Raw genomic sequence first — 23,903 nt, forward strand, 5'->3', positions numbered from 1 at the left:
GAGGATGACAACCGCATGATCACCCGCACCGCCACCGCGCGCTACGAAGGCATGGGCAAGACCGGCAAGGGGTGGATCACCACCCAGTCGGGCGTGCTGACCGACAGCCGCTACGGTTTCAACACCCGCTTCGAGGGCGAGCCGGGGACCAACCCCGAGGAGCTGATCGCCGCCGCCCACGCGGGCTGCTTCACCATGGCGTTGAGCTTTGCGCTGGCCGGCGCCGGGCACGAGCAGGGCGAACTCCAGACCGAGGCGCGGGTGAAGCTCGACCAGGACGGCGCTGGCTTCAAGATCAGCCGCTCCGACCTCAAGCTGACCGCCAAGGTCCCGGGGATCGAGGAAGCCGAACTCCGCCGCCTCGCCGACGAGGCCAAGGCCGGCTGCCCGATCAGCAAGGCCCTCAACGTCGAGATGACGCTTGAGGTCACGGTCGGCTGACCGCCACCCGCGGTTGCGCGAACTGAACTACCTGTGCATGCCTCGCCCCAATGGCGGGGCAGGCACATAGCAGCGAACGGACGGCGGGCCTTCTCCTGATGGGAGCGGCCGCGCTTGCGCTGCTGATCGCCAACAGCCCACTCGCTCACGACTATCACGCGCTGCTCGAGACCTACCTCGGCCCGTTGACGATCCACTACTGGATCGCCGACGCGCTGATGGCGCTGTTCTTCCTGCTCGTCGGGCTGGAGGTGAAGCGCGAATGGTATGACGGCCAGCTCGCCACGCCCGAAGCACGCCGCTTGCCGATCGTCGCCGCGGCGGTCGGCATGGCGGTGCCGGCACTGACCTACCGGATCGTCACCGGCTTCGATCCCGCGCTGTCCCCCGGCTGGGCGATCCCGGCCGCCACCGACATTGCCTTCGCGCTCGGCCTCCTCGCCCTGCTCGGCCCGCGCGTGCCTGCCAGCATCAAGGTCCTGCTGGTGACCATCGCCATCGTCGACGACATCGGCGCGGTCGCGATCATCGCGGTCTTCTACACCGCCGACATCGACATGACCGCGCTGGCGGCAAGCGGGCTGCTGGTCGCTGCGATGGCGGCGCTCAACATGTTCGGGGTGCGGCGCTTGTGGCCCTATCTCGCGCTGTTCCCCTTCCTGTGGCTGGCGGTGTTCCAGTCGGGTGTCCATGCCACCATCGCCGGCGTGGTGGCGGCCCTGACCATCCCGCTTGGCCGCGGCGAGGCTGTGTCCCCGCTCAAGAAGCTCGAGCATCGGCTGCACCCGCTCGTCATGTTCGGGATCGTGCCCCTGTTCGGCCTCGCCAGCGCCGGCGTCACCATCGGCGGCGTGGATGCAGTACTCGCCCCGCTTCCGCTCGGAATCGCCGCGGGCCTGTTCCTCGGCAAGCAGATCGGCGTGTTCGGCGCGGTCTGGGCGGCCGATCGCGTCGGCCTTGCCCGCAAGCCCGAGGCACTGCGCTGGTCGCACATCTACGGCGCGGCGCTGCTGTGCGGGGTCGGCTTCACCATGAGCCTCTTCATCGGCGAGCTCGCCTTCACCGACCGCACCCTCATCGACGAGGCGAAGATCGGCACTTTGCTCGGCTCGGTGGTTTCGGGCATCGTCGGCTACGCCGTGCTGGCGCTGACGCGGCCAATGGGCGAAAGCGAACGCGATACAGAAGAAGCCGAGGAGATCTTCGGCCAAGACGCCGACAAGGATCCGACCGTATGCAACGACCCCTATTCGCCGCCGCTGCTGCCGCCACGCTCGCGCTGAGCGCCTGCGCGACCGCGCCCGGAACCGGCGACAGCCTCACCGCCGCGGCGCGCGATTATGTCGTGCTGCAGATGGCGATCGGCGAAAAGGAAGAAGGCTATATCGACGCCTTCTACGGTGACCCGAAACTCAAGGCCGAAGGGCAGGCGCTGGCTGCCAAGAGCGACCTTCCGGCGCTTGCCGCGCAAACCGCCACCCTCCAGTCCCGCGTCGGCAAGCTGTCCGCCGAGGAACCCCGCCGCGCCGCCTTTCTTGCCGCCCAGCTGACCGCCGCCGCGACGCGGCTGCGCATGCTGCAGGGCGAGAAGCTGCCCTTCGTCGAGGAAGCGCAAGGGCTGTTCGGGGTCCGGCCTGACCTGAAACCGCTCAGCGACTATGATCCCGTGCTGGCCAAGATCGAGGCACTGGTCCCCGGCCCCGGCACCCTCGCCGATCGCGTCGAGGCCTATCAAAACCGCTTCACCATTCCCAAGGAGAAGCTGGAGCCCGTTTTCCGCAACGCGATCGCCGCCTGCCGCACCGCGACGGTCGAGCATATCGCCCTGCCCTCGACCGAGCGGTTCGACCTCGGCTTCGTCACCGGCAAGAGCTGGTCGGGCTACAATTACTATCTTGGCGACTACAAGAGCCGGATCGAGGTCAACACCGACCTGCCGATCCGCCTCAGCCGCGCGATCGACCTCGGCTGCCACGAAGGCTATCCCGGCCACCATGTCCTGAACGTGCTGCTTGAAGAGAAACTGGTGCGCGGCAAGGGCTGGGTCGAATTCAGCGTCTACCCGCTTTTCTCGCCGCAATCCTTGCTGGCCGAGGGTTCGGCCAATTACGGCATCGACCTTGCGTTCCCGGGTGCGCGCAAGGCACGTTACGAAGCCGCCGTCCTTGCGCCGCTGGCCGGGCTCCAGGCCTCGGAAGTCGCGAAATACGAACAGCTTGCCGACCTCAGCCGCGATCTTTCGCGCTCGCGCAACACCATCGCCCAGCGCTTCCTCGACGGCCAGATCGACGAAGCGGAGGCGGTACGCCTGACCCAGCGCTACGGCCTCGTCAGCGAGGCGCGGGCGCGGCAGGGCGTCGCCTTCATCAAGCAGTATCGGTCCTACGTCATCAACTACAACATCGGCCGCGACATGGTGGCCGACGACGTCGAGCGACTGGCCGATCCCAAGGCCCGCTGGCAGCGAATGGAGCAATTGCTGAGCGAGCCGACGCTGCCGAGCGACCTCAAGCGCTGATGCGCTGCTTCTGGGACGAACGGCAGCGCGCCCACGCGCCGGCAACCGAATTCTTCAATGGCGCGCTGCACCCCGCGGCGGACGTGCCGGAGCGGGTCGATTCGGTGCTTGCGGCGATCGGCGCGGTCGAGGAGCCGCCCCACCGCCCCGCGGGCGATCTGCTCGCCGCGGCCGGGCGGGCGCATGACGGGGCCTATCTCGACCTTCTCGCCACCGCCTATGACGAATGGCTGGCGGCGGGGCGGAGCGGCGATATCCTGCCCTATGCCTTCCCGGTGCACCGCCGTCCGCGCGACCTCGCCCGCATCGACGCGCGGATCGGCGCGCACGCCTATGACACCTGCGCGCCGATCATGGCCGGCACCTGGCAGGCCCTGCTGGCGGGAACCGACACCTTGCTCGCCGCGCTCGACGCGACCGCCGCCGGGGACCATGCCTTCGCCCTGACCCGGCCGCCCGGCCACCATGCCGGTCCCGATTACATGGGCGGCTATTCCTACCTGAACTGGGCCGCGATCGCCGCGCTTGCGTCGGGCAGACGCACCGCCATCCTCGATCTCGATTACCACCACGGCAATGGCACGCAGGACATCGTCGCGGGCCGCGCCGACATCCGCTTCGCCTCGCTCCACGCCGATCCGGCGACCGACTATCCCTATTTCTGGGGCAGCGCGGATGAAAGCGGGGGCAATGTCCTGAACCTCCCGCTCCCCCGCGGAACCGCTTTTGCGGCCTATGACGCCGCGCTTGCCCGCGCCTGCGACTGGCTGGCGGAGGGATCGCCCGAACTGCTGGTCGTCAGCTTCGGCGCGGATACCTTCGAAGGCGACCCGATCAGCCACTTCGCGATCCGCACCGCTGATTATGCCCCGCTCGCCGCGCGGGCAGCCAGGCTCGGCGTCCCGACCCTGGTGCTGCTGGAGGGCGGCTATGCGGTGGACGCGCTGGGCGCCAACGTTGCGGCTTTCCTGGCAGGCTTCTAGGCCTCGGACCCATGGACCATTTCCAGCTCATCGACGGCGCGCTGCACTGTGAGGGAGTGCCGCTGGAAACGATTGCCGACGCGGTGGGAACGCCGACCTACGTCTATTCGGCCGCCACCATGGACCGCCACGCCGCCGTCATGCAGGCCGCGGTTGCGGGCGCCGGAGCGGGCGAGCCCCTGGTCGCCTATGCGGTGAAGGCCAATCCCAACGCGCATGTCCTCGCCCGCCTCGGCGCGGCTGGCCTTGGCGCTGACGTCGTCTCGATCGGGGAATATCGCCGTGCCCGCGCCGCCGGGATCGCCCCCGACAGGATCGTCTTCTCCGGCGTCGGCAAGACCGCCGGGGAAATGGCCGAGGCGCTCTCCGGCGGGCTCTTCCAGTTCAACGTCGAAAGCATGGAGGAGGCCCGCACCCTCTCCGCCGTCGCCGCCGCGCAAGGGCGCGTCGCGCCGATGGGCTTTCGCATCAACCCCGATGTCAGCGCCGGCACCCACGCCAAGATCACCACCGGCACCGCCGACAACAAGTTCGGCGTTCCCGCCGCCGACGCCACCGCCTTCTACGCCGAGGCCGCGGGTCTGCCTGGCCTCGCCGTCCACGGCATCACCGTCCACATCGGCAGCCAGCTCACCAGCCTCGCCCCGCTCGAAGCCGCGTTCGAGCGCGTCGGCGAACTGATCGCAGCGCTCCGCGCCCAGGGCAACGACATCCGTATCGCCGACCTCGGCGGCGGGCTCGGCGTGCCCCACGGCCCCGGCCAGCCCGAGCCGCCCGGCCCCGAGGCCTATGGCGAGATGGTGCGCCGCGTCACCGCTGGCTGGAACGCCCGCCTGCTGTTCGAACCCGGCCGCCTGATCGTCGGCAATGCCGGCGTGCTCCTCACCCGGGTCGTCCGTGTGAAGCCTGGTGCGCGCTCGCCTTGGCTGATCGTCGACGCGGGCATGAACGACCTGATGCGCCCCGCGCTCTACGACGCCTATCACCGGATCGAGGCGGTGCGCCCGTCGGGCATGAACCAAGTGGTTAACGTCGTCGGTCCGGTGTGCGAGACCGGCGACACCTTCACCATGAACCGCGAGATGGACCGGGTGGAGGAAGGCGACCTCATCGTCTTCCGCACCGCCGGGGCCTACGGCGCGACACTGTCCAACGGCTACAACAGCCGGCCCCTCGCGGCCGAAGTGCTGGTCGACGGCGACAAATGGGCGCTGATCCGCCGCCGCATCGACCCCGATGCGCTGGCGGGGGTCGACGAGGTGGCGTGGCGCTAGATCGGCCGCACTTCTGATTGCCTACCGGAACGGGCAGGCCTAGCCTCGGCGGGTTCACGCTGGAACCGGTTGCCATGATGTCGCGTCGCCTGGCCCTTGTTGGCGGTTGCTCGCTCCTCGCCGAGGCGCCCGCCGCCGCGCTCGAGCCGCCCGAACGGATCGCCCTGCCGGTCATCTCGCAAGGCTGCAACCGGGTCGCCGATCCCAATACGGTGACCGTCTGCGGAGACCGCGACCGGCGCTACCGGATCGATCCCACCACCTTGCAGGCGCTCCGGTCGATCGAGCACCGCGACGATCCCGCCAACCGGCCACGACCGCGCGCGATCACCGAAGGCTGTTCGGGCGTCGGCCCGATGGACGCCTGCGGCGGCAACCTTCCGCTCAGCGACATGGCCCTTCGCGCCATCGGGATCGCGATCAAGGCCCTCCGCGAAGAGGATCTGCGCCCGCTCCTCCGCCAAGGGCCCACCGACTATGAAGTCTATCAGCGCGCCCAGGCCGAGGCCGAGGCCAGCAAACAGCGGCCCTGACCCCAGATCACTGCCCCATGACGAACTTGATGTTGGTCGTCGTGAAGTCGGGGATCCTGGTGCCATCGGCCAATTCGGCGGGGCTGAACTTCGCCAGCCTGAGGCGCGCGCAGACCACGTCGGCGAAGCCCGGTGCCGAAAAGGCGGTCAGGCTCGTGCACTTGGTCACTTTGCCCGTCGCGTCGATCAGCAGGCGGGCACGAATGACCGATTCATCCCCGGTCTTGAGCGCACCCTTGGGATAGTCGCTGCTGCGAAAGAGCTGCGACAGCGGCGCGAGCGGTTTTGCAGCCCGGACCAATTTCTCCTGCACTGCCGGATCGATCCCCCACGCCGCCATCTGGTCGGCCGCACATTGCCGCATCAGGGGATAGGCCTTGCCCAGCGAGCCCGTCATCAGGACCGTCCGCCGTCCGCGCTCGTCGATCTGGAGCCCGGTGATCGCCGCCGCCGTGCGATCCGCCATTGCCCTTTCCCCGGCTTCCCAGGCGAGGTCGCGGACATAATAGTCGGCGCGCTTCTTCATCTCGTCATAGCGCATCGCCGCCGGCCGGATCAGGACATTGAGCCAGTAGATGGCGGGATCCTTGGTAGTCGCCGTCTGCGCCACTGCGCCGTCCCGGAATGGATTGGACGCGAACGGCAGGAAGGCCGCGGTGACGCCCTCATCCCCGATCTGCGAGCGCAGGCCGCCGCCGTACACGAGCAGCGACAGCGGCGATTCGGGGCTGATCCGCTCCAGCACCATCACCGTCGGCCGCGCGGGATCGCCGAACGAGCGGACCAGCTTGCAGCTCTCGGGCTGATATTGAAGATTCCACGGCGACAGCGGCTTGAGCAGCACGGGCTCGCGCGCCTGGACACCCGCGGGCAAGCTCAGCAGGACGACCGCCGTTGCCAGGTTACGCATACCGGGCATGATCGAGCCGACGCTCCAGTTGGGGTTGAAGAACGATGCTTCGGTCGTGAAGGTCAGGGCGCCATTCCGAAGCGGAAACGGAGCATGGTGAAATCGGGCACCTTGGTACCATCGTCGAGGACGGCGGGCTGGAAGGTCGCCTTGGAAAGGCCGCGGCAGACCAGCTCCTTCATCTCGGGCTCGGCGAAGTCGGTGATGGTGGTGCAGCGGCTGACCTTGCCGTCGGCGTCGACGATCAGGCGCGCCGTGATGATCGCCTCGCCGCCGTGCCGCAACGCCAGCACCGGATAATCGCGCTCGTCGACGAAATCGCCCGGCTTGCGGTCGCTGCGCGGTCCCAGCACGATCCGGTGGCGCACCGCGGGGTCGAGGCCCCAGCTCTGCAACTGGTCGCGCGCGCACGCTTCCAGGCTGTCCTGCACCGCGGTCATGGTTCCGGTCTGGAGGACGATCCGGTTGCCGCCGGGCTCGCTCACCTCGACGCCGGTCACCTGCGCTGCGGCAGTGGACTTGGCCGCAAGGTTGGCGGCCTTCAGCGCAAGGAGCTGGCCTGCCGTGCGCAGTCCCGGCTCGACCTTGAGGTCGGGCGCGAAATCGACTGCCGACCATTGAATCACCGTTTCCCCGCGCGCCGTCATGGCGCTGAGGCCGCCGGTGAAGGAAGGACCGGCGGCGGGGAGGAAGCGCACCTGCCCGCCGCGCGCCGCGGGGCCCGACCGAAGTCCCGGACCGAACACCAGTAGGTTGAGCCGCGATCCCGGCGCAACGCGCTCGAACACGGCGACGACGCGGTCTTTGCCCTCGCCAAACGCGCGGCTGAGCTTGCAGCTGTCGGCAGACTTGAGTGGCAGCCACGGTCCCGACGGTGCGAGCGCCGCCGGTGGCCTCGCCAGCGCCGGGCAACAAACAGCCAACAGCCCGAGACCGCTGACGACCTTACGCAACATGACTAGCCCCCGTTAGTGCAACAGGAGCTTAGCCACGCAGGGTCGTTGAGCAAGCCTCTGGGAAAGAGGCCTTAAAGCTTTTCGGTCAGTTCCGGCACCAGCTTGAACAGATCGCCGACCAGGCCGACGTCCGCGATCTGGAAGATCGGAGCTTCCTCGTCCTTGTTGATCGCGACGATGACCTTGCTGTCCTTCATGCCCGCAAGGTGCTGGATCGCGCCCGAAATGCCGACCGCGACGTACAGCTCCGGGGCGACGATCTTGCCGGTCTGGCCGACCTGATAGTCGTTGGGCGCATAGCCCGCATCGACCGCCGCGCGGCTGGCACCCACCGCGGCGCCGAGCTTGTCGGCGAGCGGATCGATCAGCGCATGGAACTGGTCGCTGGAGCCCAGCGCACGGCCGCCCGAGACGATGATCTTGGCGCTAGTCAGCTCCGGCCGTTCGGACTCGGACGCTTCCATCGACACGAAGCTCGACACCGCATTCGACACGCCCGCGTCGACATTCTCGATCTCGGCATTGCCCGACCCGCGCTCGGCCTTGGTGAAGGCGGTGCCGCGAACGGTGATGACCTTCTTGGCGTCCTTCGAACGCACGGTGGCGATCGCGTTGCCGGCGTAGATCGGGCGCTGGAACGTGTCCGGGCCCTCGACCGCGATGATGTCGCTGACCTGCGCGACGTCGAGCAGGGCGGCGACCCGCGGCGCGATGTTGCGGCCGGTGGTGGTCGAGCTGGCGAGCAGCACGTCGTGCGTCTCCATCAGCCTGGCGACCAACGGCGCGACGCTTTCGGCCAGCTCATGGTCGAGGCCAGCGTCGGCCGCGACATGGACCTTGCCGATGCCGGCGATGGTCTTCGCATCGTCCGCCGCCGCGGCCGCATCGGATCCGATCAGCAGCAGGTGCGCTTCACCGCCGAACTTCGCCGCGGCGCCAAGGGTGGCGAGCGTCGAATCCTTGACCTTGCCATTGGCATGCTCGCCGAGAACCAGGATCTTCATGTGCAATTCCTCGTCAGTCGCATCGTCCCTCGACTTCGCTCGGGACTAACGGATCACTTCAGGTCTCCACTCCGCTCGTCCCGAGCGAAGTCGAGGGATCAGGCCACCACGCCCAGGCTCTTCAGCTTGGTCACCAGTTCATCGACGCTGCCGACCTTGGCGCCGCCCTGCCGCTTGGCGGGTTCGACCACCTTCAGCGTTTCGAGGCGCGGCGCGGTGTCGACGCCGTAATCGGCCGGGGTCTTGGCCGCCATCGGCTTCGACTTGGCCTTCATGATGTTGGGCAGCGAGGGGTAGCGCGGGTCGTTGAGGCGCAGGTCGGTGGTGACGATCGCCGGCAGCTTCAGCGCCACCGTCTCGAGCCCGCCGTCGACTTCGCGCGTCACATTGGCGGTGTCGCCGCTGATCTCGACCTTGGACGCGAAGGTGCCCTGCCCGTAACCGGTCAGCGCGCCGAGCATCTGCCCGACCTGGCTCGAATCGTCGTCGATCGCCTGCTTGCCCAGCAGGATCACCTGCGGCTGCTCTTCCTCGACGATCTTGGCGAGGATCTTGGCGACGGCCAGCGGTTCGACCTCATCGTCGGTCTGGACCAGGATGCCGCGGTCGGCGCCCATGGCGAGCGCGGTGCGGATCGTCTCCTGCGCCTTCTGCGGGCCGACCGAAACCACCACGATCTCGCTCGCGCCGGCCTTTTCCTTGAGGCGGATGGCTTCCTCGACGGCGATTTCGTCGAAGGGGTTCATGCTCATCTTCACGTTGGCAAGATCGACGCCCGTGCCATCCATCTTCACGCGAGGCTTCACATTGTAGTCGATGACGCGCTTGACCGCGACGAGTACCTTCATCCGCTTACTCTCCATCCGCTGCGACGCGGGCTGTGCCGCGCCGCCTCTATCAGTTTGGCCGGCCTCCCGGCATGTCCCGAACGAACGTATTGTGCAGGGCAACGATGCGCGGGGCCGTGCCGGCGTCGTCGACGACGACCGACATCAGCGCCCTGTGCGTGCCCGCCATCGGACCTTCCGGCACTTCGAGCGCCGCTGCAACGTGCATAAGCGACAGGCTGCCCCCGAGGCTCCGCAAATCCTCGACCTGCAGCCGGTTGCGGCTGCCCTTGTAGACACCCTCGAAGATGCCCTGGTGACCAACCGCGATCTCCGCCCGTCCCCGCGCGTGATGGCCGAGCACGTTCACGAAATCGGCGTCCTCGGCGAAGTTCGCCGCGAAAGCCGCGCCGTCGCCAGCATTCCACGCCGCTTCCAGCGCAGCGCAGATTGCCTCGGCGTCGGTGCGGCCAAGCACGGTTCAGGCCGCCTTCTTCACTTCCGCGACGATCTTGGCCGCCGCATCGCCAAGGTCGTTGGCGGCGACGATCGGAAGGCCCGAATTGGCGAGGATGTCCTTGCCCTGCTGGACGTTGGTGCCCTCGAGGCGGACCACCAGCGGGACCTTGAGGTCGACCTCGCGGGCGGCGGCGACGATGCCGTCGGCGATGATGTCGCACTTCATGATGCCGCCGAAGATGTTGACCAGGATCCCCTTCACCGCCGGATCGGCGAGGATGATCTTGAACGCCGCGGTGACCTTTTCCTTGTTGGCGCCGCCGCCGACGTCGAGGAAGTTGGCCGGGAAGGCGCCGTTCAGCTTGATGATGTCCATCGTCGCCATGGCGAGGCCCGCTCCATTCACCATGCAGCCGATGTCGCCGTCCAGCTTGATGTAGGCGAGATCGTACTTCGACGCCTCGACTTCCATCGGATCCTCTTCGGTCAGGTCGCGCAGCTCGGCGATGTCCTTGTGGCGGAACATGGCGTTGCCGTCGAAGCCGACCTTGGCGTCGAGCACCATCAGCTGGTTGTCCTCGGTAATCGCCAGCGGGTTGATCTCGATCTGCTCGGCGTCGCTGCCGAGGAAGGCGGCGTAGAGACCGGCGAGCACCTTCGACGCCTGCTTGGCAAGGTCACCGGTCAGGCCCAGCGCCGCCGCGACGGCACGGCCGTGGTGCGGCATCAGCCCGGTCGCGGGATCGATGGTGATGGTGTGGATCTTCTCGGGGCTGTCGTGGGCGACGTCCTCGATGTTCATCCCGCCCTCGGTCGAGGCGACCACCGCGATGCGGCCGGTCTCACGGTCGACCAACAGCGCGAGGTAGAATTCCTTGGCGATGTCGACGCCGTCGGTGATGTACAGGCGCTGCACCTGCTTGCCCTCGGCGCCGGTCTGGATCGTCACCAGCGTCTTGCCGAGCATTTCCTCGGCGTGGGCGCGGACTTCCTCGATCGACTTGGCCAGGCGCACACCGCCCTTGGCGTCGGGGCCGAGTTCCTTGAACTTGCCCTTGCCGCGGCCGCCGGCGTGGATCTGCGCCTTCACCACCCACAGCGGTCCGGGGAGCCGCTTGGCCGCCTCGACCGCTTCCTCGACGCTCATCGCGGCATGGCCGGCGGGCACCGCCACGCCATATTTCGCAAGCAGTTCCTTGGCCTGATATTCGTGGATGTTCATCTGTCTTCCCGAAGATGCTGGTTTGCCGGCCCTAAAGCATGACTCTCCGCTCAAGCCAAGGTAGGGAACGGGGCGTGAACGCACAGCTGCCCGCAACGGTCCGCTCCGATGCGCCCGACGATGGCGCGCCGACGCCCGTGCGAAAGATCATCCACGTCGACATGGACGCCTTCTTCGCCAGCGTCGAACAGCGCGACGACCCGTCGCTCAAGGGAAAGCCGGTGGCGGTCGGTGGCGGTCACCGCGGGGTCGTCGCGGCGGCCAGCTACGAAGCGCGGGTGTTCGGGGTCCGCTCCGCCATGCCGAGCGTCACCGCGCGCCGCCGCTGCCCCGACCTCATCTTCGTCAAACCCCGCTTCGACGCCTACAAGGCCGTGTCGCAGCAGATCCGCGCCATCTTCGCCGACTACACCGACCATATCGAACCGCTGAGCCTCGACGAGGCCTATCTCGATGTCAGCGAGGACCGGCACCAATTGGGCTCGGCCCGCGCGATCGCCGAGGAAATCCGCCGCCGCATCGCCGGGGAGACCGGGCTGACCGCCTCGGCCGGCGTGTCCTACTGCAAGTTCGTAGCCAAGCTCGCCTCGGACCAGAACAAGCCCAACGGGCTGTGCGTCATCCGTCCCGAGCAGGCGCAGCGCTACATCGCCTCGCTGCCCGTCGGGCGCTTCCACGGCATCGGCCCAAAAACCGCCGCCCGGCTGGAAGCGCTCGGCATCCATACCGGCGCGGACCTCCAGTCGCTCAGCCGCGATGAACTGACAGGCCGGTTCGGCAGCTCGGGCGAATGGTATTGGCGCATCTGCCGCGGGATCGACGAGCGGCCGGTCCGGTCCAGCCGCCAGGCCAAATCGGTCAGCGCCGAACGGACCTTCGACACCGATTACAGCAGTGCGGAAGACCTCCACCGCGAGCTTGGCCGGGTCGCCGGCCTCGCCTGGCAGCGGATCGACCGCGCCCGGGCTGCGGGCCGCACCGTCACGCTCAAGGTCAAATTCTCCGACTTCCGGCTGATCAGCCGGGCCCACAGCTTCGTCGATCCGGTCGACGATCCCGCCACCTTCACCGCCGCGGGACATCACCTGCTCGACGCGCTGCTGCCCGTTCCGCTCGGCGTTCGGCTGCTCGGACTCGGCCTGTCGAACCTGACCGAGGTTAACGACGAAGCGCCCCGGCAACTGGGGCTGGCGATCTGAGAGACTTTGTGTTAAAGGCTGATGACATCGGGGCCGTACCGCATGCTCAATGCGCTGCGGCCTTTTCGCAACCACCCTCTCGGCGGTGCTTGGCAAGAGGCCGGACCGTCAACTGAAGAAGCCAGGACCGCGGGGCGACTTGGGGGCGCCACCAACCGTTTGGTTCATGCTTCTCGCATCTGGAAAGGTGAAGAATGGCAGCGAAGGCCCTTAGCTTCGACGTTGGCGATTATGTGGTTTACCCCAAGCACGGCGTTGGACGCGTCGTTGAACTGCAGAGCACCGAAATTGCCGGAACCAGCCTCCAACTCTACGTGCTGCGTTTCGAAAAGGAAAAGATGACTCTCCGCGTGCCGGTCAACAAGGCCGACTCGGTGGGCATGCGCAAGCTGTCGAGCGACAAGACCATGGTCGCCGCGCTCGAGATCCTGAAGGGCAAGCCCAAGGTCAAGCGCACCATGTGGTCGCGCCGCGCCCAGGAATATGAAGCGAAGATCAACTCGGGCGACCTGTCGTCGATCGCCGAGGTGACCCGCGACCTGTTCCGCCCGGACGATGCTCCTGAACAGAGCTATTCGGAACGGCAGATCTTCGAAGCCGCCGCCTCGCGCCTGGCGCGCGAACTCGGCGCGATGGAGCAGACCGACGAGAAGGCGGCGCTCGCCAAGATCCACCAGATCCTGAACGAAGCCGCCCTGATCCACCACAAGACCAAGGAAGTGGCCGAGTAAGCCTCGCCGCTTTGCTGGAACGAGAAAGGCGCTGCCTGCGGGCGGCGCCTTTTTTCGTTTGCGCGCCTGTCCGTGCTGCTGTATTACTTGTACAACACAGTAGGGGAATGACCGATGCGCCACCACCTTCTCGCCGCCGCCGCGCTGAGCGCGCTGTCGCTCACCGCCTGCTCCGAAGGCCACGCTGAATCCGCCGGCCCCGCCGTCAGCCGCACCTATCAGGTCGCGAACTTCAGCGGGATCGAGGTGTCCGGGCCGTTCGACGTCAAGGTCGCCACCGGCAAGGCCATCTCGGTCGCCGCGCGCGGGCCGCAGAAGCTGCTCGACGAGACCGAGGTCACGGTCGAGGGCGGCAAGCTGGTGATCAGGCCCAAGCGCAAGGGCTGGTTCGGCGGCATGAATTGGGGTTCGAACGATCCGGCGGTGTTCAACGTCACCGTCCCCAGCCTCGAATCGGTGGCCGTGGCCGGATCGGGCGATGTCGACGTCGATCGCATCGCGGGCGAGCGCTTCCGCGGCAATGTCGCGGGCTCGGGCGACCTTCGCCTGCCGCAGGTGGCGGTGACGGACCTCGGCCTGTCGATCGCCGGCTCGGGCGGGATCAAGGCCGCGGGCCAGGCGCAGCAGGCGCGCTACGAGATCGCCGGTTCGGGCGACGTCGATGCCTCGGGGTTGCGATCGACCGACGCCAGCGCCGACATCGCCGGCAGTGGAAGCATCCGCGCACAGGTCACCGGAACCGCCAAGGCGTCGATCGCCGGTTCGGGCGACATCGACATCCGCGGCGGCGCCCGCTGCCAGTCGTCCAAGCACGGCAGCGGCGATATCCGCTGCTCCTAGGCGTCACCTGCTCGTCAGTGCGGGCGGAGCGAAGCAATCCAAGCCGCCCGCGCTGGTGGATTGCTTCGCCTGCGGCGCGCAATGACGAAGAGGTCTGTTAACCATGGCCGGGGCACAAGGGTCGCCATGACCCGCCTCCTCGCCCTCCTGCTGATCGCCCTTGCCGACCCGGCGACCGCGGCCCAGCGCAATTTCACCATCACCAGCTTCGACCGCATCCGGGTCGAGGCCCCGTTCGAGGTGGTCGTGACCACCGGCAAGCCGCCGTCGGCGAGGGCCGAGAGCACCCCCGACGCGCTCGACACCGTCGACCTGCGGGTCGAAGGGCGCACGCTCATCGTCCGCCAGCAAAGCGGCTGGAACGGGCAGGGCCGCGGGGTTCCTGTACGCGTCACGCTCGGCACACCCGATCTCGCCTCGGCCCTGCTGACGGGCTCGGGCCGGCTGCTGATCGACCGGATGAAGGGCCTCAGCGTCAACCTCGGGCTTGGCGGCCCGGGCCAGCTTCAGGTCGCAAGCGTCACCGCCGACCGTCTCGATCTGCTCGCGGCGGGAAGCGGGACGGTGACCCTTGCCGGCACCATCAAGAATGGCCGGATCGGCGCCGAAGGAAGCATCGTCCTCGATGCGGCTGCGCTTCAGTCCGACGATCTCGTGCTGGTCGCGGCCGGAAGCTCGGAAGTGCGCGCTTCTGCCCGCCGCAGCGCCAACGTCACCGCGACCGGCGCCGCGACCGTCACGTTCCAGAACCCTGTCGCCTGCACCCGCAAGGTCACCGGCGGCGCCACCGTCAACAACTGCCGCTAGAGCAGGGCCAGCGCAGCAAGCCGGCCGTAGAGCGCGGGCGGCAGCAGGCTCAGCCCGCAATCGTCATTGTCGCCGGGTTTGGGCGCCACGTCATGCTCGAGATAGCGCCAGCCCTGATGCGCGCGCTTCGGCATCGCAGGGATAGCCTGCAGCCGCTCCGAGCAGACGAAATCGATCCGCCCGTCCGGACGATCCTCGACCCTCAGGATCGGCGAGCAGGCGATCATCCGGTGCTGCACGATCCAGTAGAGCGACCCGCCATCGAGGATTTCGGCCAGACGCTTGGGCCGCATCCGCGTCACGATCCGCACCTCGCCGCCAACGCTGCGCGCGGCAAAGCGCTTCTCCAGCGCTTCGGGGGTGCGGCAGCCGACGGCGACCTTGGTGAGATGGAGCGGCACGCTTTTTCCTTAGCGTTCGCAGGGTTTTAAGCCAAGTGGACCTTAGCCTGCCAACCCCACCGCCGCGGCGAGCCCGAGAAAGCTGAAGAAACCCATGACGTCGGTCGCCGTGGTGACGAACACTGAAGACGATACGGCGGGATCGATCCGCAACCGCTCGAGCGTGACCGGAACGAGGATGCCGACGGTCCCGGCGACCAGGTTGTTGATCACCATCGCCGCGCCGATCACCATGCCCAGCGTTGTATTGCCGAATAGCAGCGCTACTCCGCTGCCGATCAACACCCCCAGGCAAAGCCCGTTGGCGAGCGCAATCTTGAATTCGCGCCCGAACATCCGGAGCGTGTTCGAGCTGGTCAGCTGATTGGTCGCCAGCGCACGCACGGTCACTGCCAGCGTCTGTGTCCCCGCATTGCCGCCCATGCCCGAGACGATCGGCATCAGCACCGCAAGCAGGGCGAAAGCCGCGATCTCTGACTGAAAGAAACCAACCACGCTCGCCGCCAGTGTCGCCGTGCCAAGGTTGATCACCAGCCAGGTCAGCCGCCGCCGGATGGTCGGTGCCAGCGGCTCGTTGATATCGCCATCGCCCGCGCCCGACAGCAACAGGACATCCTCGCCGGCTTCCTGCTGAATGATGTGGACGATGTCGTCGACCGTGATCATCCCGACCAGCCGCCCGCTCGCATCGACCACCGCGGCCGACACCAGCGCATATTTCTGGAAGCGCAGCGCGACGTCTTCCTGGTCCATGTCGACCGGGATCAGCGTCTGCTCCTCGACCATGATCGCGGCGACCCGGGTCGCGCGGGGCGAGCGCAGGATGGTCGACAGCTTGCAGGTGCCGACCGGGTGGTGGGACGGCGACACCACGAACACTTCCCAGAAGTCGTTCGCCAGTTCGGCTTCGGAACGCAGGTAGTCGATGACCTGGCCGACATTCCAGTGCGCCGGCACCGCGATCAGGTCGCGCTGCATCAGGCGGCCGGCGGTCTCCTCGCCATAGGTCAGCGCTTCCTCGATCGCGGCGCGATCGTCGGGCTCCATCGCGCGCAGGACCGCCCGCTGCTCGTCCTCCTCGAGGTCCTCGATGATCGCGACCGCGTCGTCGGTGTCGAGCTCGCCGGCGATCTCCGCGACCCGCTCGGGCGCCATTTCGGAAATCAGGATCTCGCGGACGTGCTCGTTCAGCTCGGCCAGCACGTCGGCGTCGACCAATTCCGCCAGCGCGGCGACCAGCCCCTCGCGCTCGTCGGCGCGGGCCAGCTCGATCAGGTCGGCGACGTCGGCGGGGTGGAGCGGCTCGACCAGCGCGCGGGCGGTCTCGCCATCGCCATCGTGGACGGCATCGAGCACGCGCCCGACGAAGCCGGGGCGGAGCCGGTCTTCGCTATCCATCACTTCGGCGTCGGGCAGCTCGTCCACCGGCGCGCCCGAAGGCAGCAGGTCGGCGTCAAGCGGTTCGCGCTCGCTCATGCTGTCCTCCCGCCTGTCGCTTGTGGTGATGCCCCGCGCCGCTCCTGTCACGGACGCGGCGTCTTGTCACCCCTGGGCCTAAGGGTGGCGCTTGCGCGCGCCAGCCCCTAGATGGCCGGCAACACCCCAGCAGCAGGAGCAATGCCCATGGCCGACGCGCCCCAGACCCTTACCCTTAGCCTGTCGAGCGGCGGCGATGTCGTGATCAAGCTCCGCCCGGACCTCGCGCCCGGCCATGTCGAGCGGATCACCAAGCTCGCGTCCGAAGGTTTCTACGACGGCGTCAAGTTCCACCGCGTCATCCCCGGCTTCATGGCGCAGGGCGGCGATCCGACCGGCACCGGCATGGGCGGCAGCGAGCTTCCCGACCTCAAGGCGGAATTCAACGCCGAGCCGCACGTCCGCGGCACCTGTTCGATGGCGCGCACCAACCAGCCGAACACCGCCAACAGCCAGTTCTTCATCTGCTTCGACGACGCGCGCTTCCTCGACAAGCAGTATACCGTGTGGGGCAATGTCGAGAGCGGCATGGAGCATGTCGACGCGCTGCCCAAGGGCGAACCCCCGCGGGAACCGGGTACCATCGTCAAGGCGACCGTCGCCTAAGCGGCCACGATATCTCCGGGCCGGGCCAGCCGCATCGGCTGCGCCCGGCCGTAGGTCAGGCTGCGCCACAGCCACTCAGCTGGCCCGAACCGGAACCGCGCCAGCCACCAGCCGCTCACCGCCACCTGGCAACCGAAGATCGCCGCGGTGAACGGCAGCACGAACGCCAGTCCGAAGACGTTAGCCAGCGCCAGCCCCGCGCCGGTGAACAGCAAGGTCTGGATCAGCGTCTGCGACAGATAGTTGGTCAGCGCCATCCGCCCCGCGGGTGCCGGCCACGCCAGCACGCGCTGCGCGCCGCCGCTCCACAACAGGCAGAACCCCGCCGCATAGCCGAGCGCCAGGGTCGGCGTGGTCAGGCAATAGAGCGCCTCCTCGAGGAAGCGCAGGGCATGATTGTCGCCCGCCGTCATGTGCAACACCGCCCGCGCGAGTGACAGCGGCAGTCCGATCCCGAGGCCCAGCTTCACCGTCCGCACCAGCAAGGGACGGGTCGTCGCCGTCGCCGCGAAGAGACTGCGCCGGCCGATCCACAGCCCGATCAGGAACATGCCGAGCACCTTGGTCGGGCGCATCTGGTAGGTGAGATCGCCGATCCGCAGCAGCACTTCCGACGGGTGCGACGCCAACTGGGCCGCGTAATCGGCCGAATTGTACCAGGCGGCCGGGCTCATCGTGAGGTCTATACCCTGCGCCGCGAACCCGCGCATCGCTGCGCCATAGATCGGGTCGGCAAGATTGATGTCGGCAAAGTGGATCAGGGCCGACCAGCCGATCGGCACCAGCCACAGGAAGATGGCCCAGCGGATCAGCGCCCGGTCACCCACCTTGCGGAACAGCAGGAGGACGCAACCCATCACCGCATAAAGCGCGAGGATGTCGCCCAGCCACAGCAGGAACAGGTGGGCACAGCCGAACAGGAACAGGACCGCCAGTCTCCTGACATAGCGGGGAACCCCCTCGCCGCGCTGCTCCAGCCGATTGAGCTGCACCGCGAAGCCGATCCCGAACAGGAGCGAAAAGAGCGAGTAGAACTTGCCGACCACCAGCCACTCGATGAGCAGCTCGGCAATGTCGTTCAGCTGGCTTCCGATCCCCGCCGCGCGTTCCGGTTCGGAGGCGATCTCGAAGCCGATGAACACCGCCATGTTCGCCATCAGCACGCCCGCCAGCGCCCACCCGCGCAGCGCGTCGAGAATGTGGTGCCGCTCGGTGGCGGCGATCGGCGCCGCGCCTTCAGTCTGCATCGACCCGTCCCCCCTGTCGGTGTAGCGGACGCAAGCAAGCCAACTGCCGGCGCAACGGGCGCCAGAGGAACCGGAAACATGACATCACCCATCGCTCTTGTCACTGGCGCCTCGGCCGGGATCGGCGCCGAGTTCGCGCGGCAGCTTTCGGCCACCGGCGCGCGGCTGGTGCTGGTCGCCCGCAGAGCCGACCGGATCGAGGCGCTCGCGGCCGAGCTCGGCAAGGCACGCGCCGTCGCGCTCGACCTTGGCGAGCCGGACGCCGCCGAGCGGCTGCTGGCCGACATCGCCGCCCACGACGAACATGTCGATTGCCTCGTCAACAACGCCGGCTTCGGGCTCCGCGGGCGCGTCGAAAAGCTCGACGCCAGGCGGCAGCGGGCGATGATCGACCTCAATTGCGGGGTGCTGACCGAACTTTCCCGAGGCGTCCTGACGGGGATGCTCGAACGCGGCCGCGGCGGCATCTTGAACGTCGCGTCCACCGCCGCCTTCCAGCCCGGGCCCGGCATGGCCGTCTACTTTGCGACCAAGGCCTATGTGCTGAGCTTCACCGAAGCGCTGCACGAGGAAGTCCGCGGGCGCGGGGTCCACGTCACCGCGCTGTGCCCCGGCCCGGTCAGCACCGAATTCGCCGACGTCGCGGGCTTCGACGCAAAGCTCGGCAACGCGTTCGAAAAGCTCGCGGCCCGGCCCGGCCCAGTTGCCGCCGCGGGCCTCGCCGCGCTCTCTGCCAATCAGGCGATCGTCATCCCCGGCGCGATGAACAAGGTCGGCGCCCAAGGGTCGCGCTTCCTCCCCCGCTCCCTCATCCGCCGCCTCGCCGGCGCACTCAAATAAGCCAAATCCGTCGTTGCGAGCGAAGCGAAGCAATCCACCGGACCGAACCCCGGATTGCGTCCACTGCGGCGCGCAATGGCGAGTGCCCTCGCTGTCCTACAAGCCCCTGATCTGCTACCGAAATCCCGTGCGCCGCGCCTTCGCCACTGCTGCACGCCACTCCCGCAAATGCGCCCGGCCGAAGCGAAACTGGACGAAGTGGACGGCAGGCGTTTTTGTCCCTTCCTCTTTTCAACCGGCCCTTCGCCTCCACATTGAACCGCAACAAGCCTTCGCCGTTGGGCGGAGCTGAGGAGCAATCGTGAATGGCCGACGTCGAGACTGAAATCCGCCGCCTGCAGGTGGCCAACCTGCCCCCCGCCGACAGCGGCCGGGGCATTGCGCGGGTGCCGCGCAGCATCATGGACCAGCTCGGCCTGTCGGACGGCGACGTGATCGAGATCGTCGGCAAGCGCGTCACCCCGGCCCGCGCGGTCCGCCCCTATGGCGACGACGAAGGGCTCGACATCGTCCGCCTCGACGGCCTCCAGCGCGCCAATGCCGGCGTCGGCTCGGGCGATTTCGTCGAGGTCCGCCGCGGCCAGTCGAAGGCGGCGACCCGCGTCGTCTTCGCGCCGGCCCAAAACAACATCCGCCTTCAGGGCTCCTCCGAAGCGCTGAAGCGCAGCTTCGCCGGCCGTCCGCTCACCAGCGGCGATACCATCGCCACCGCGGGCCACCAGCGCGTCAATGCCGACATGCCCGACCATGTCCGGCAGCTGCTCAACGCGCCCGCCTTCGCGCTGCAGGAAATCCGCCTCAACGTCGTCAGCACCGCGCCGCGCGGGATTGTCCATATCGACCGCGACACGGTCGTCGAACTGCTCTCCGAATATACCGAGCAGCATGGCGAGCGGCGCGCCGACGTCACCTATGACGACCTTGGCGGCATGCGCACCACCATCGACGCGCTGCGCGAGATGGTCGAACTGCCGCTGCGGCACCCGGAACTGTTCCAGCGCCTTGGCGTCGACCCGCCCAAGGGCGTCCTGCTGCATGGTCCGCCCGGCACCGGCAAGACCCGCCTCGCCCGCGCCGTCGCCAACGAAAGCGACGCGCAATTCTTCCACATCGCCGGCCCTGAGATCATGGGCGCCGCCTATGGCGAATCGGAAAAGAAGCTGCGCGAGCTGTTCGAGGAAGCCAGCCAGGCCGCGCCCTCGATCATCTTCATCGACGAGATCGATTCGATCGCGCCCAAGCGTGGGCAGGTGTCGGGCGAAGCCGAAAAGCGACTCGTCGCGCAGCTTCTGACACTGATGGACGGGCTCGAACCGCGCCAGAACCTCGTGGTCATCGCCGCCACCAATCGCCCCGAAGCAATCGACGAAGCGCTTCGCCGCCCCGGCCGCTTCGACCGCGAAATCGTGGTCGGGGTGCCCGACGAGACCGGCCGCCGGGAGATCATCGGCATCCACACCCGCGGCATGCCGCTTGCGGACGGGGTCGACCTCGATGACCTCGCCCGCCGCACCTACGGCTTTGTCGGCGCCGACCTTGCCGCCCTCACCCGCGAGGCGGCGCTCGAAGCGGTCCGGCGGATCATGCCCGAACTCAACCTCGAGGACGGGACCATCCCGCCCGAAATGCTCGATCGCCTCAGCGTCCTTGCGTCCGACTTCGACAATGCGCTGAAGCGGGTGCAGCCGTCGGCCATGCGCGAAGTGATGGTGCAGGTGCCGACGATCGGCTGGGACGATGTCGGCGGGCTCGATTCGGCCGCGGCGAAGCTCAAGGAAGGCGTCGAACTCCCGCTCAAGCATCCCGACGCCTTCAAGCGGCTCGGCATCCGCCCGGCGAAGGGCTTCCTGCTCTATGGCCCGCCGGGCACCGGCAAGACCCTGCTGGCCAAGGCCGCGGCGCGCGAAAGCCAGGCCAATTTCATCGCCATCAAGTCGTCCGACCTCCTCAGCAAATGGTATGGCGAAAGCGAGCAGCAGATCGCCCGCTTGTTCCAGCGCGCCCGCCAGGTCGCCCCGACGGTAATCTTCATCGACGAGCTCGACAGCCTGGTCCCCGCCCGCGGCGGCGGCATGGGCGAACCGCAGGTGACCGAGCGGGTGGTGAACACCATCCTCGCCGAGATGGACGGCCTCGAGGAATTGCAGGGGGTGGTGCTGATCGGCGCCACCAACCGACCCAATCTGATCGACCCCGCGCTGCTCCGTCCGGGTCGCCTCGATGAACTGGTCTATGTCGGGCCGCCCGATGTCGCCGGGCGCCGCCGGATCCTCGCGATCCACGCCAAGAACATGCCGCTCGCCAAGGATGTCGACCTTGAAGCGCTGGCCCGCCGGACCGAGCGGTTCACCGGTGCCGATCTCGAGGATCTCACCCGCCGCGCCGGTCTCACCGCGCTTCGCCGTGACCTTGGCAATGCCGAAGTCAGCATGGCCGATTTCGACGCCGCGCTGGCCGAGACCCGCGCCTCGGTGACGCCCGAGATGCTGGCCGAATATGAGCGGATTCAGGACACGCTGAAGAGCGATGCCGTGCGTCCCGACCGCGGCGGCATCGGCTTCATCTCGCCCGGCATGCTGACCCCGCGCCCGGGCGGAAAGGAGTGAGCTAGCGGAGCGAGCGGCCCCAGGCGGCGAGCACCAGCACCACAACCACTGCGACGGCGAACGGCAGGTGGATGTCGACTGCGTAGAGCAGCATGCCGATTGCCGGCGCGAAGATGTAGGCGATGCCGTTGGCCGAGGTGATCACCCCGGCCACGGCGCCCTGCTCGGCCAGCGGCACGGCAAGGCTCGACCCGGCGGTGAACCCCGGCCGGGTGAAGCCGAAGCCGATCGAGGTCACCCCGAAGCCGAGCACCAGGCCGTAGAGGTCGTCGGCGACGGCGGTGATCCCGAGGCCGAGGCCGGCGATCAGCGAGCCCCATACGATCAGCGCCCGCGGGCTTAGCCCCAGCCGCGGGATGATGCCCCACTGCGCCGCCAGCGTGCCACCGGCCCCCGCCATCATCACGATCGCGATCGGCTCCTCCGCCCCGAGCGGCTGCAGCTTCAGCACGTCGATGATGAAGAAGCCGATGCAGGTCAGCGTCGCCGCCTGCGCATGCCCCGCGATCACCCCGGCGACGATCCAGCGCCGGATCCGCCCGTCGCGCCACGACAGCCTTTTCTGCCGTTCGGGCGCCGTCGCCGCCCGCACGCTCGCGCCGGTGATCATCGACGCAAGGCTCGGATAGCTCATCGCCGCCCCGCGCCCTTCGAGCCGCTGGCCGCGATCGTCCGGAAGCCAGACCTGGATCGCGAGGAACACCACGATGGCAATCAGCGCAAAGGCGAACAGCGGCCCGGGCAGGCCGATGAAGGGCAAGACGAACAAGGGCGCCAGCGCCGGACCGACGATGGTCCCGAGCCCGAAGGAGGAGGACAGCGCCGACAGTTGCGCGGTTCGCGCCGACCGCCTGGTCTTGGCGGCAAGATAGGCCTGCGTCGCGCTCGGCGTCGCGCAGCCAAGCGCGCCGTAGATCGCCCGGAACAGGCCGAATAGCACGAAGGTCAGCGTCGCGCCGACCCAGCCGTGCAGCCCGGCGATCAGCACCAGCCCGCACAGCGTCATGGAAACGATGAAGCCCATCAGCCCCAATTGGGTCAGCGCCTTGCGTCCGTGATGATCGCTCCGCTCGGCCCAGGTGGGCGCAAGCCACACCCACAGCACCGCGCTCCACGTATAGGCGATCGCGACCCACAGATCGGCGATCCCGATCGCGCGGCCGATCGCGGGCATCACCGATTGAAGCGCGGTATTGCCCGCTGCGGCGACCAGCATCGCCGCATAGAGCAGCAGGAAATGAAGGTGGGTAAGCGCCGATCCGCCAACCTTCTGCCGCTTCGTTCCGCCGTCCGCCATGCCCCCCTCTCCTAGCGGTGTTGCGGAACTTGCCAAGGCGGCAGGCATTTGCTTGGGATTGCCAGCCGTCCGCCGACGCTTTAGCCGGAGCCCCCATGCAAGCCACATCTGCCCGCGCGCTCAAGGAACGGCGCCGCCTTGAACGCCGCCGTCGGGGCGGATCCGAACGGCTCGCCTTCCTGCGCGGCTTCTTCAAGCATCCGGTGATGGTGGGTTCGGTCATTCCGTCGAGCCGTCGTCTCATCGACAAGATGCTCGGACCGGTCGACTGGGAAAACACCCGCCTGTTCGTCGAATATGGCCCGGGCGTCGGCACCTTCACCCGCATCATCCTCGATCGCCTGCCCGAGGATGCGCGGCTGGTGACCATCGACACCAATCCCGAATTCACCGCCTTCCTGAAGGAAAGCATCGACGATCCGCGGCTGATCGCGGTGACCGCCAGCGCGGCCGACGTCGAAAAGGTGCTGAGCGACCGCGGCCTGCCGCTCGCCGACTATATTCTCTCGGGCCTGCCCTTCTCCACCCTGCCGCCGGGCGTCGGCGACGCGATCGGCGCGGCGACCGCACGGGCGGTCCGGCCGGGCGGCGCGTTCCTCGTTTATCAGTTCAGCCCCAAGGTTCGCGACTTCATCGCGCCCGTGTTCGACCGCATCGACCGTGGTTTCGAATGGATCAACGTCCCGCCCGCGACGCTGTTCTGGGCCTGGCGCGACGAAAAGTAGG

The 23,903-nt window shown here is 67.9% G+C and carries 24 protein-coding genes; 14 read left to right on the forward strand and 10 right to left on the reverse strand.

Annotated features, from left to right (window positions below; all coding sequences use genetic code 11):
- The first annotated feature begins 15 nt into the window (after positions 1-15).
- The 6 genes from ABD729_RS02170 to ABD729_RS02195 all read left to right on the forward strand — a co-directional run bounded on the left by ABD729_RS02170 (position 16) and on the right by ABD729_RS02195 (position 5,749).
- Positions 16-441: an OsmC family protein gene (locus tag ABD729_RS02170; protein ID WP_344708517.1), complete on the forward strand. Its 426-nt coding sequence runs from the start codon at positions 16-18 to the stop codon at positions 439-441.
- 50 nt (positions 442-491) lie between these two features.
- Complete coding sequence (gene nhaA / locus ABD729_RS02175) at positions 492-1,724, forward strand: Na+/H+ antiporter NhaA (RefSeq protein ID WP_344708518.1); 1,233 nt, start codon at positions 492-494, stop codon at positions 1,722-1,724.
- Positions 1,676-2,959, forward strand: a complete 1,284-nt coding sequence (locus tag ABD729_RS02180; protein ID WP_344708519.1) for a hypothetical protein — start codon at positions 1,676-1,678, stop codon at positions 2,957-2,959. Before nhaA ends, ABD729_RS02180 begins: the two co-directional genes overlap by 49 nt.
- On the forward strand, positions 2,959-3,942 hold the full coding sequence (locus ABD729_RS02185) for an arginase family protein (RefSeq protein WP_344708520.1): 984 nt from the start codon (positions 2,959-2,961) through the stop codon (positions 3,940-3,942). The genes ABD729_RS02180 and ABD729_RS02185 overlap by 1 nt, the downstream gene beginning before the upstream one ends.
- Before the next feature lie 11 nt (positions 3,943-3,953).
- Positions 3,954-5,216 (forward strand): diaminopimelate decarboxylase, encoded by a 1,263-nt coding sequence (gene lysA, locus ABD729_RS02190; protein ID WP_344708521.1) that lies wholly within the window; start codon positions 3,954-3,956, stop codon positions 5,214-5,216.
- A 74-nt stretch (positions 5,217-5,290) separates the two neighbouring features.
- A complete protein-coding gene (locus ABD729_RS02195; RefSeq protein WP_344708522.1) occupies positions 5,291-5,749 on the forward strand; it encodes a hypothetical protein in 459 nt (152 codons plus the stop codon).
- A 7-nt stretch (positions 5,750-5,756) separates the two neighbouring features.
- Here the strand turns inward: ABD729_RS02195 and ABD729_RS02200 are convergent, their stop codons facing one another.
- From ABD729_RS02200 to sucC, 6 genes are all read right to left on the reverse strand, one after another.
- Positions 5,757-6,659, reverse strand: a complete 903-nt coding sequence (locus ABD729_RS02200) for an energy transducer TonB (RefSeq protein ID WP_344708523.1) — start codon at positions 6,657-6,659, stop codon at positions 5,757-5,759.
- A 62-nt stretch (positions 6,660-6,721) separates the two neighbouring features.
- Complete coding sequence (locus tag ABD729_RS02205) at positions 6,722-7,615, reverse strand: energy transducer TonB (RefSeq protein ID WP_344708524.1); 894 nt, start codon at positions 7,613-7,615, stop codon at positions 6,722-6,724.
- Positions 7,616-7,686: 71 nt separating this feature from the next.
- Positions 7,687-8,619, reverse strand: a complete 933-nt coding sequence (locus tag ABD729_RS02210) for an electron transfer flavoprotein subunit alpha/FixB family protein (RefSeq protein ID WP_344708525.1) — start codon at positions 8,617-8,619, stop codon at positions 7,687-7,689.
- A gap of 98 nt (positions 8,620-8,717) precedes the next feature.
- A complete protein-coding gene (locus tag ABD729_RS02215; RefSeq protein WP_344708526.1) occupies positions 8,718-9,467 on the reverse strand; it encodes an electron transfer flavoprotein subunit beta/FixA family protein in 750 nt (249 codons plus the stop codon).
- A 49-nt stretch (positions 9,468-9,516) separates the two neighbouring features.
- Complete coding sequence (locus tag ABD729_RS02220) at positions 9,517-9,924, reverse strand: SgcJ/EcaC family oxidoreductase (protein ID WP_344708527.1); 408 nt, start codon at positions 9,922-9,924, stop codon at positions 9,517-9,519.
- Positions 9,925-9,927: 3 nt separating this feature from the next.
- Positions 9,928-11,127: an ADP-forming succinate--CoA ligase subunit beta gene (gene sucC, locus ABD729_RS02225; protein ID WP_344708528.1), complete on the reverse strand. Its 1,200-nt coding sequence runs from the start codon at positions 11,125-11,127 to the stop codon at positions 9,928-9,930.
- A gap of 74 nt (positions 11,128-11,201) precedes the next feature.
- Here sucC and dinB point away from each other — a divergent pair, with 74 nt between their 5' ends.
- From dinB to ABD729_RS02245, 4 genes are all read left to right on the forward strand, one after another.
- Positions 11,202-12,326, forward strand: a complete 1,125-nt coding sequence (gene dinB / locus ABD729_RS02230; protein WP_425564815.1) for a DNA polymerase IV — start codon at positions 11,202-11,204, stop codon at positions 12,324-12,326.
- A gap of 194 nt (positions 12,327-12,520) precedes the next feature.
- A complete protein-coding gene (locus ABD729_RS02235) occupies positions 12,521-13,057 on the forward strand; it encodes a CarD family transcriptional regulator (RefSeq protein ID WP_344708529.1) in 537 nt (178 codons plus the stop codon).
- 114 nt (positions 13,058-13,171) lie between these two features.
- Positions 13,172-13,897 (forward strand): head GIN domain-containing protein, encoded by a 726-nt coding sequence (locus ABD729_RS02240; RefSeq protein ID WP_344708530.1) that lies wholly within the window; start codon positions 13,172-13,174, stop codon positions 13,895-13,897.
- A gap of 126 nt (positions 13,898-14,023) precedes the next feature.
- Complete coding sequence (locus ABD729_RS02245; RefSeq protein ID WP_344708531.1) at positions 14,024-14,704, forward strand: head GIN domain-containing protein; 681 nt, start codon at positions 14,024-14,026, stop codon at positions 14,702-14,704.
- Here ABD729_RS02245 and ABD729_RS02250 read toward each other — a convergent pair.
- Both ABD729_RS02250 and mgtE read right to left on the reverse strand, forming a co-directional pair.
- Positions 14,701-15,105: a DUF1489 family protein gene (locus tag ABD729_RS02250; RefSeq protein ID WP_344708532.1), complete on the reverse strand. Its 405-nt coding sequence runs from the start codon at positions 15,103-15,105 to the stop codon at positions 14,701-14,703. The two genes, ABD729_RS02245 and ABD729_RS02250, sit on opposite strands and share 4 nt — an antisense overlap.
- Positions 15,106-15,147: 42 nt before the next feature.
- Complete coding sequence (mgtE, locus tag ABD729_RS02255) at positions 15,148-16,581, reverse strand: magnesium transporter (protein ID WP_425564816.1); 1,434 nt, start codon at positions 16,579-16,581, stop codon at positions 15,148-15,150.
- Between the two features lie 147 nt (positions 16,582-16,728).
- Here mgtE and ABD729_RS02260 point away from each other — a divergent pair, with 147 nt between their 5' ends.
- Positions 16,729-17,187, forward strand: a complete 459-nt coding sequence (locus ABD729_RS02260) for a peptidylprolyl isomerase (protein ID WP_344708533.1) — start codon at positions 16,729-16,731, stop codon at positions 17,185-17,187.
- On the opposite strand, the gene ABD729_RS02265 is transcribed toward ABD729_RS02260, so the two are convergent.
- Entirely contained in the window at positions 17,184-18,434 is a 1,251-nt protein-coding gene (locus ABD729_RS02265) for a DUF418 domain-containing protein (RefSeq protein ID WP_344708534.1), read from the reverse strand. The two genes, ABD729_RS02260 and ABD729_RS02265, sit on opposite strands and share 4 nt — an antisense overlap.
- Positions 18,435-18,512: 78 nt before the next feature.
- Between ABD729_RS02265 and ABD729_RS02270 the strand changes: the two genes are divergently transcribed.
- Both ABD729_RS02270 and ABD729_RS02275 read left to right on the forward strand, forming a co-directional pair.
- Positions 18,513-19,274 (forward strand): SDR family NAD(P)-dependent oxidoreductase, encoded by a 762-nt coding sequence (locus tag ABD729_RS02270; RefSeq protein WP_344708535.1) that lies wholly within the window; start codon positions 18,513-18,515, stop codon positions 19,272-19,274.
- A 305-nt stretch (positions 19,275-19,579) separates the two neighbouring features.
- Positions 19,580-21,880, forward strand: a complete 2,301-nt coding sequence (locus ABD729_RS02275; protein WP_344708536.1) for a CDC48 family AAA ATPase — start codon at positions 19,580-19,582, stop codon at positions 21,878-21,880.
- Position 21,881: 1 nt separating this feature from the next.
- On the opposite strand, the gene ABD729_RS02280 is transcribed toward ABD729_RS02275, so the two are convergent.
- The gene (locus ABD729_RS02280; RefSeq protein ID WP_344708537.1) at positions 21,882-23,177 is read right to left on the reverse strand and encodes an MFS transporter; all 1,296 of its coding nucleotides are present in this window, start codon (positions 23,175-23,177) and stop codon (positions 21,882-21,884) included.
- 95 nt (positions 23,178-23,272) lie between these two features.
- Between ABD729_RS02280 and ABD729_RS02285 the strand changes: the two genes are divergently transcribed.
- Positions 23,273-23,902 carry a class I SAM-dependent methyltransferase gene (locus ABD729_RS02285; RefSeq protein ID WP_425564817.1) on the forward strand — a complete coding sequence of 210 codons (630 nt, stop codon included), beginning with the start codon at positions 23,273-23,275 and terminating at the stop codon, positions 23,900-23,902.
- The last annotated feature ends 1 nt before the right edge of the window (position 23,903 follow it).

This window comes from Sphingomonas humi (assembly GCF_039536725.1).
Taxonomy (GTDB): domain Bacteria; phylum Pseudomonadota; class Alphaproteobacteria; order Sphingomonadales; family Sphingomonadaceae; genus Sphingomicrobium; species Sphingomicrobium humi.

Bases quoted from the DNA above. Each gene is read 5' to 3' on its own strand.
- ABD729_RS02170 (WP_344708517.1), top strand. From the start codon at position 16: ATGATCACCCGCACCGCCACCGCGCGCTACGAAGGCATGGGCAAGACC.
- nhaA (WP_344708518.1), top strand. From the start codon at position 492: ATGGCGGGGCAGGCACATAGCAGCGAACGGACGGCGGGCCTTCTCCTG.
- ABD729_RS02180 (WP_344708519.1), top strand. From the start codon at position 1,676: ATGCAACGACCCCTATTCGCCGCCGCTGCTGCCGCCACGCTCGCGCTG.
- ABD729_RS02185 (WP_344708520.1), top strand. From the start codon at position 2,959: ATGCGCTGCTTCTGGGACGAACGGCAGCGCGCCCACGCGCCGGCAACC.
- lysA (WP_344708521.1), top strand. From the start codon at position 3,954: ATGGACCATTTCCAGCTCATCGACGGCGCGCTGCACTGTGAGGGAGTG.
- ABD729_RS02195 (WP_344708522.1), top strand. From the start codon at position 5,291: ATGATGTCGCGTCGCCTGGCCCTTGTTGGCGGTTGCTCGCTCCTCGCC.
- ABD729_RS02200 (WP_344708523.1), bottom strand. From the start codon at position 6,659: ATGCGTAACCTGGCAACGGCGGTCGTCCTGCTGAGCTTGCCCGCGGGT.
- ABD729_RS02205 (WP_344708524.1), bottom strand. From the start codon at position 7,615: ATGTTGCGTAAGGTCGTCAGCGGTCTCGGGCTGTTGGCTGTTTGTTGC.
- ABD729_RS02210 (WP_344708525.1), bottom strand. From the start codon at position 8,619: ATGAAGATCCTGGTTCTCGGCGAGCATGCCAATGGCAAGGTCAAGGAT.
- ABD729_RS02215 (WP_344708526.1), bottom strand. From the start codon at position 9,467: ATGAAGGTACTCGTCGCGGTCAAGCGCGTCATCGACTACAATGTGAAG.
- sucC (WP_344708528.1), bottom strand. From the start codon at position 11,127: ATGAACATCCACGAATATCAGGCCAAGGAACTGCTTGCGAAATATGGC.
- ABD729_RS02235 (WP_344708529.1), top strand. From the start codon at position 12,521: ATGGCAGCGAAGGCCCTTAGCTTCGACGTTGGCGATTATGTGGTTTAC.
- ABD729_RS02240 (WP_344708530.1), top strand. From the start codon at position 13,172: ATGCGCCACCACCTTCTCGCCGCCGCCGCGCTGAGCGCGCTGTCGCTC.
- ABD729_RS02245 (WP_344708531.1), top strand. From the start codon at position 14,024: ATGACCCGCCTCCTCGCCCTCCTGCTGATCGCCCTTGCCGACCCGGCG.
- mgtE (WP_425564816.1), bottom strand. From the start codon at position 16,581: ATGAGCGAGCGCGAACCGCTTGACGCCGACCTGCTGCCTTCGGGCGCG.
- ABD729_RS02260 (WP_344708533.1), top strand. From the start codon at position 16,729: ATGGCCGACGCGCCCCAGACCCTTACCCTTAGCCTGTCGAGCGGCGGC.
- ABD729_RS02265 (WP_344708534.1), bottom strand. From the start codon at position 18,434: ATGCAGACTGAAGGCGCGGCGCCGATCGCCGCCACCGAGCGGCACCAC.
- ABD729_RS02270 (WP_344708535.1), top strand. From the start codon at position 18,513: ATGACATCACCCATCGCTCTTGTCACTGGCGCCTCGGCCGGGATCGGC.
- ABD729_RS02275 (WP_344708536.1), top strand. From the start codon at position 19,580: ATGGCCGACGTCGAGACTGAAATCCGCCGCCTGCAGGTGGCCAACCTG.
- ABD729_RS02280 (WP_344708537.1), bottom strand. From the start codon at position 23,177: ATGGCGGACGGCGGAACGAAGCGGCAGAAGGTTGGCGGATCGGCGCTT.
- ABD729_RS02285 (WP_425564817.1), top strand. From the start codon at position 23,273: ATGCAAGCCACATCTGCCCGCGCGCTCAAGGAACGGCGCCGCCTTGAA.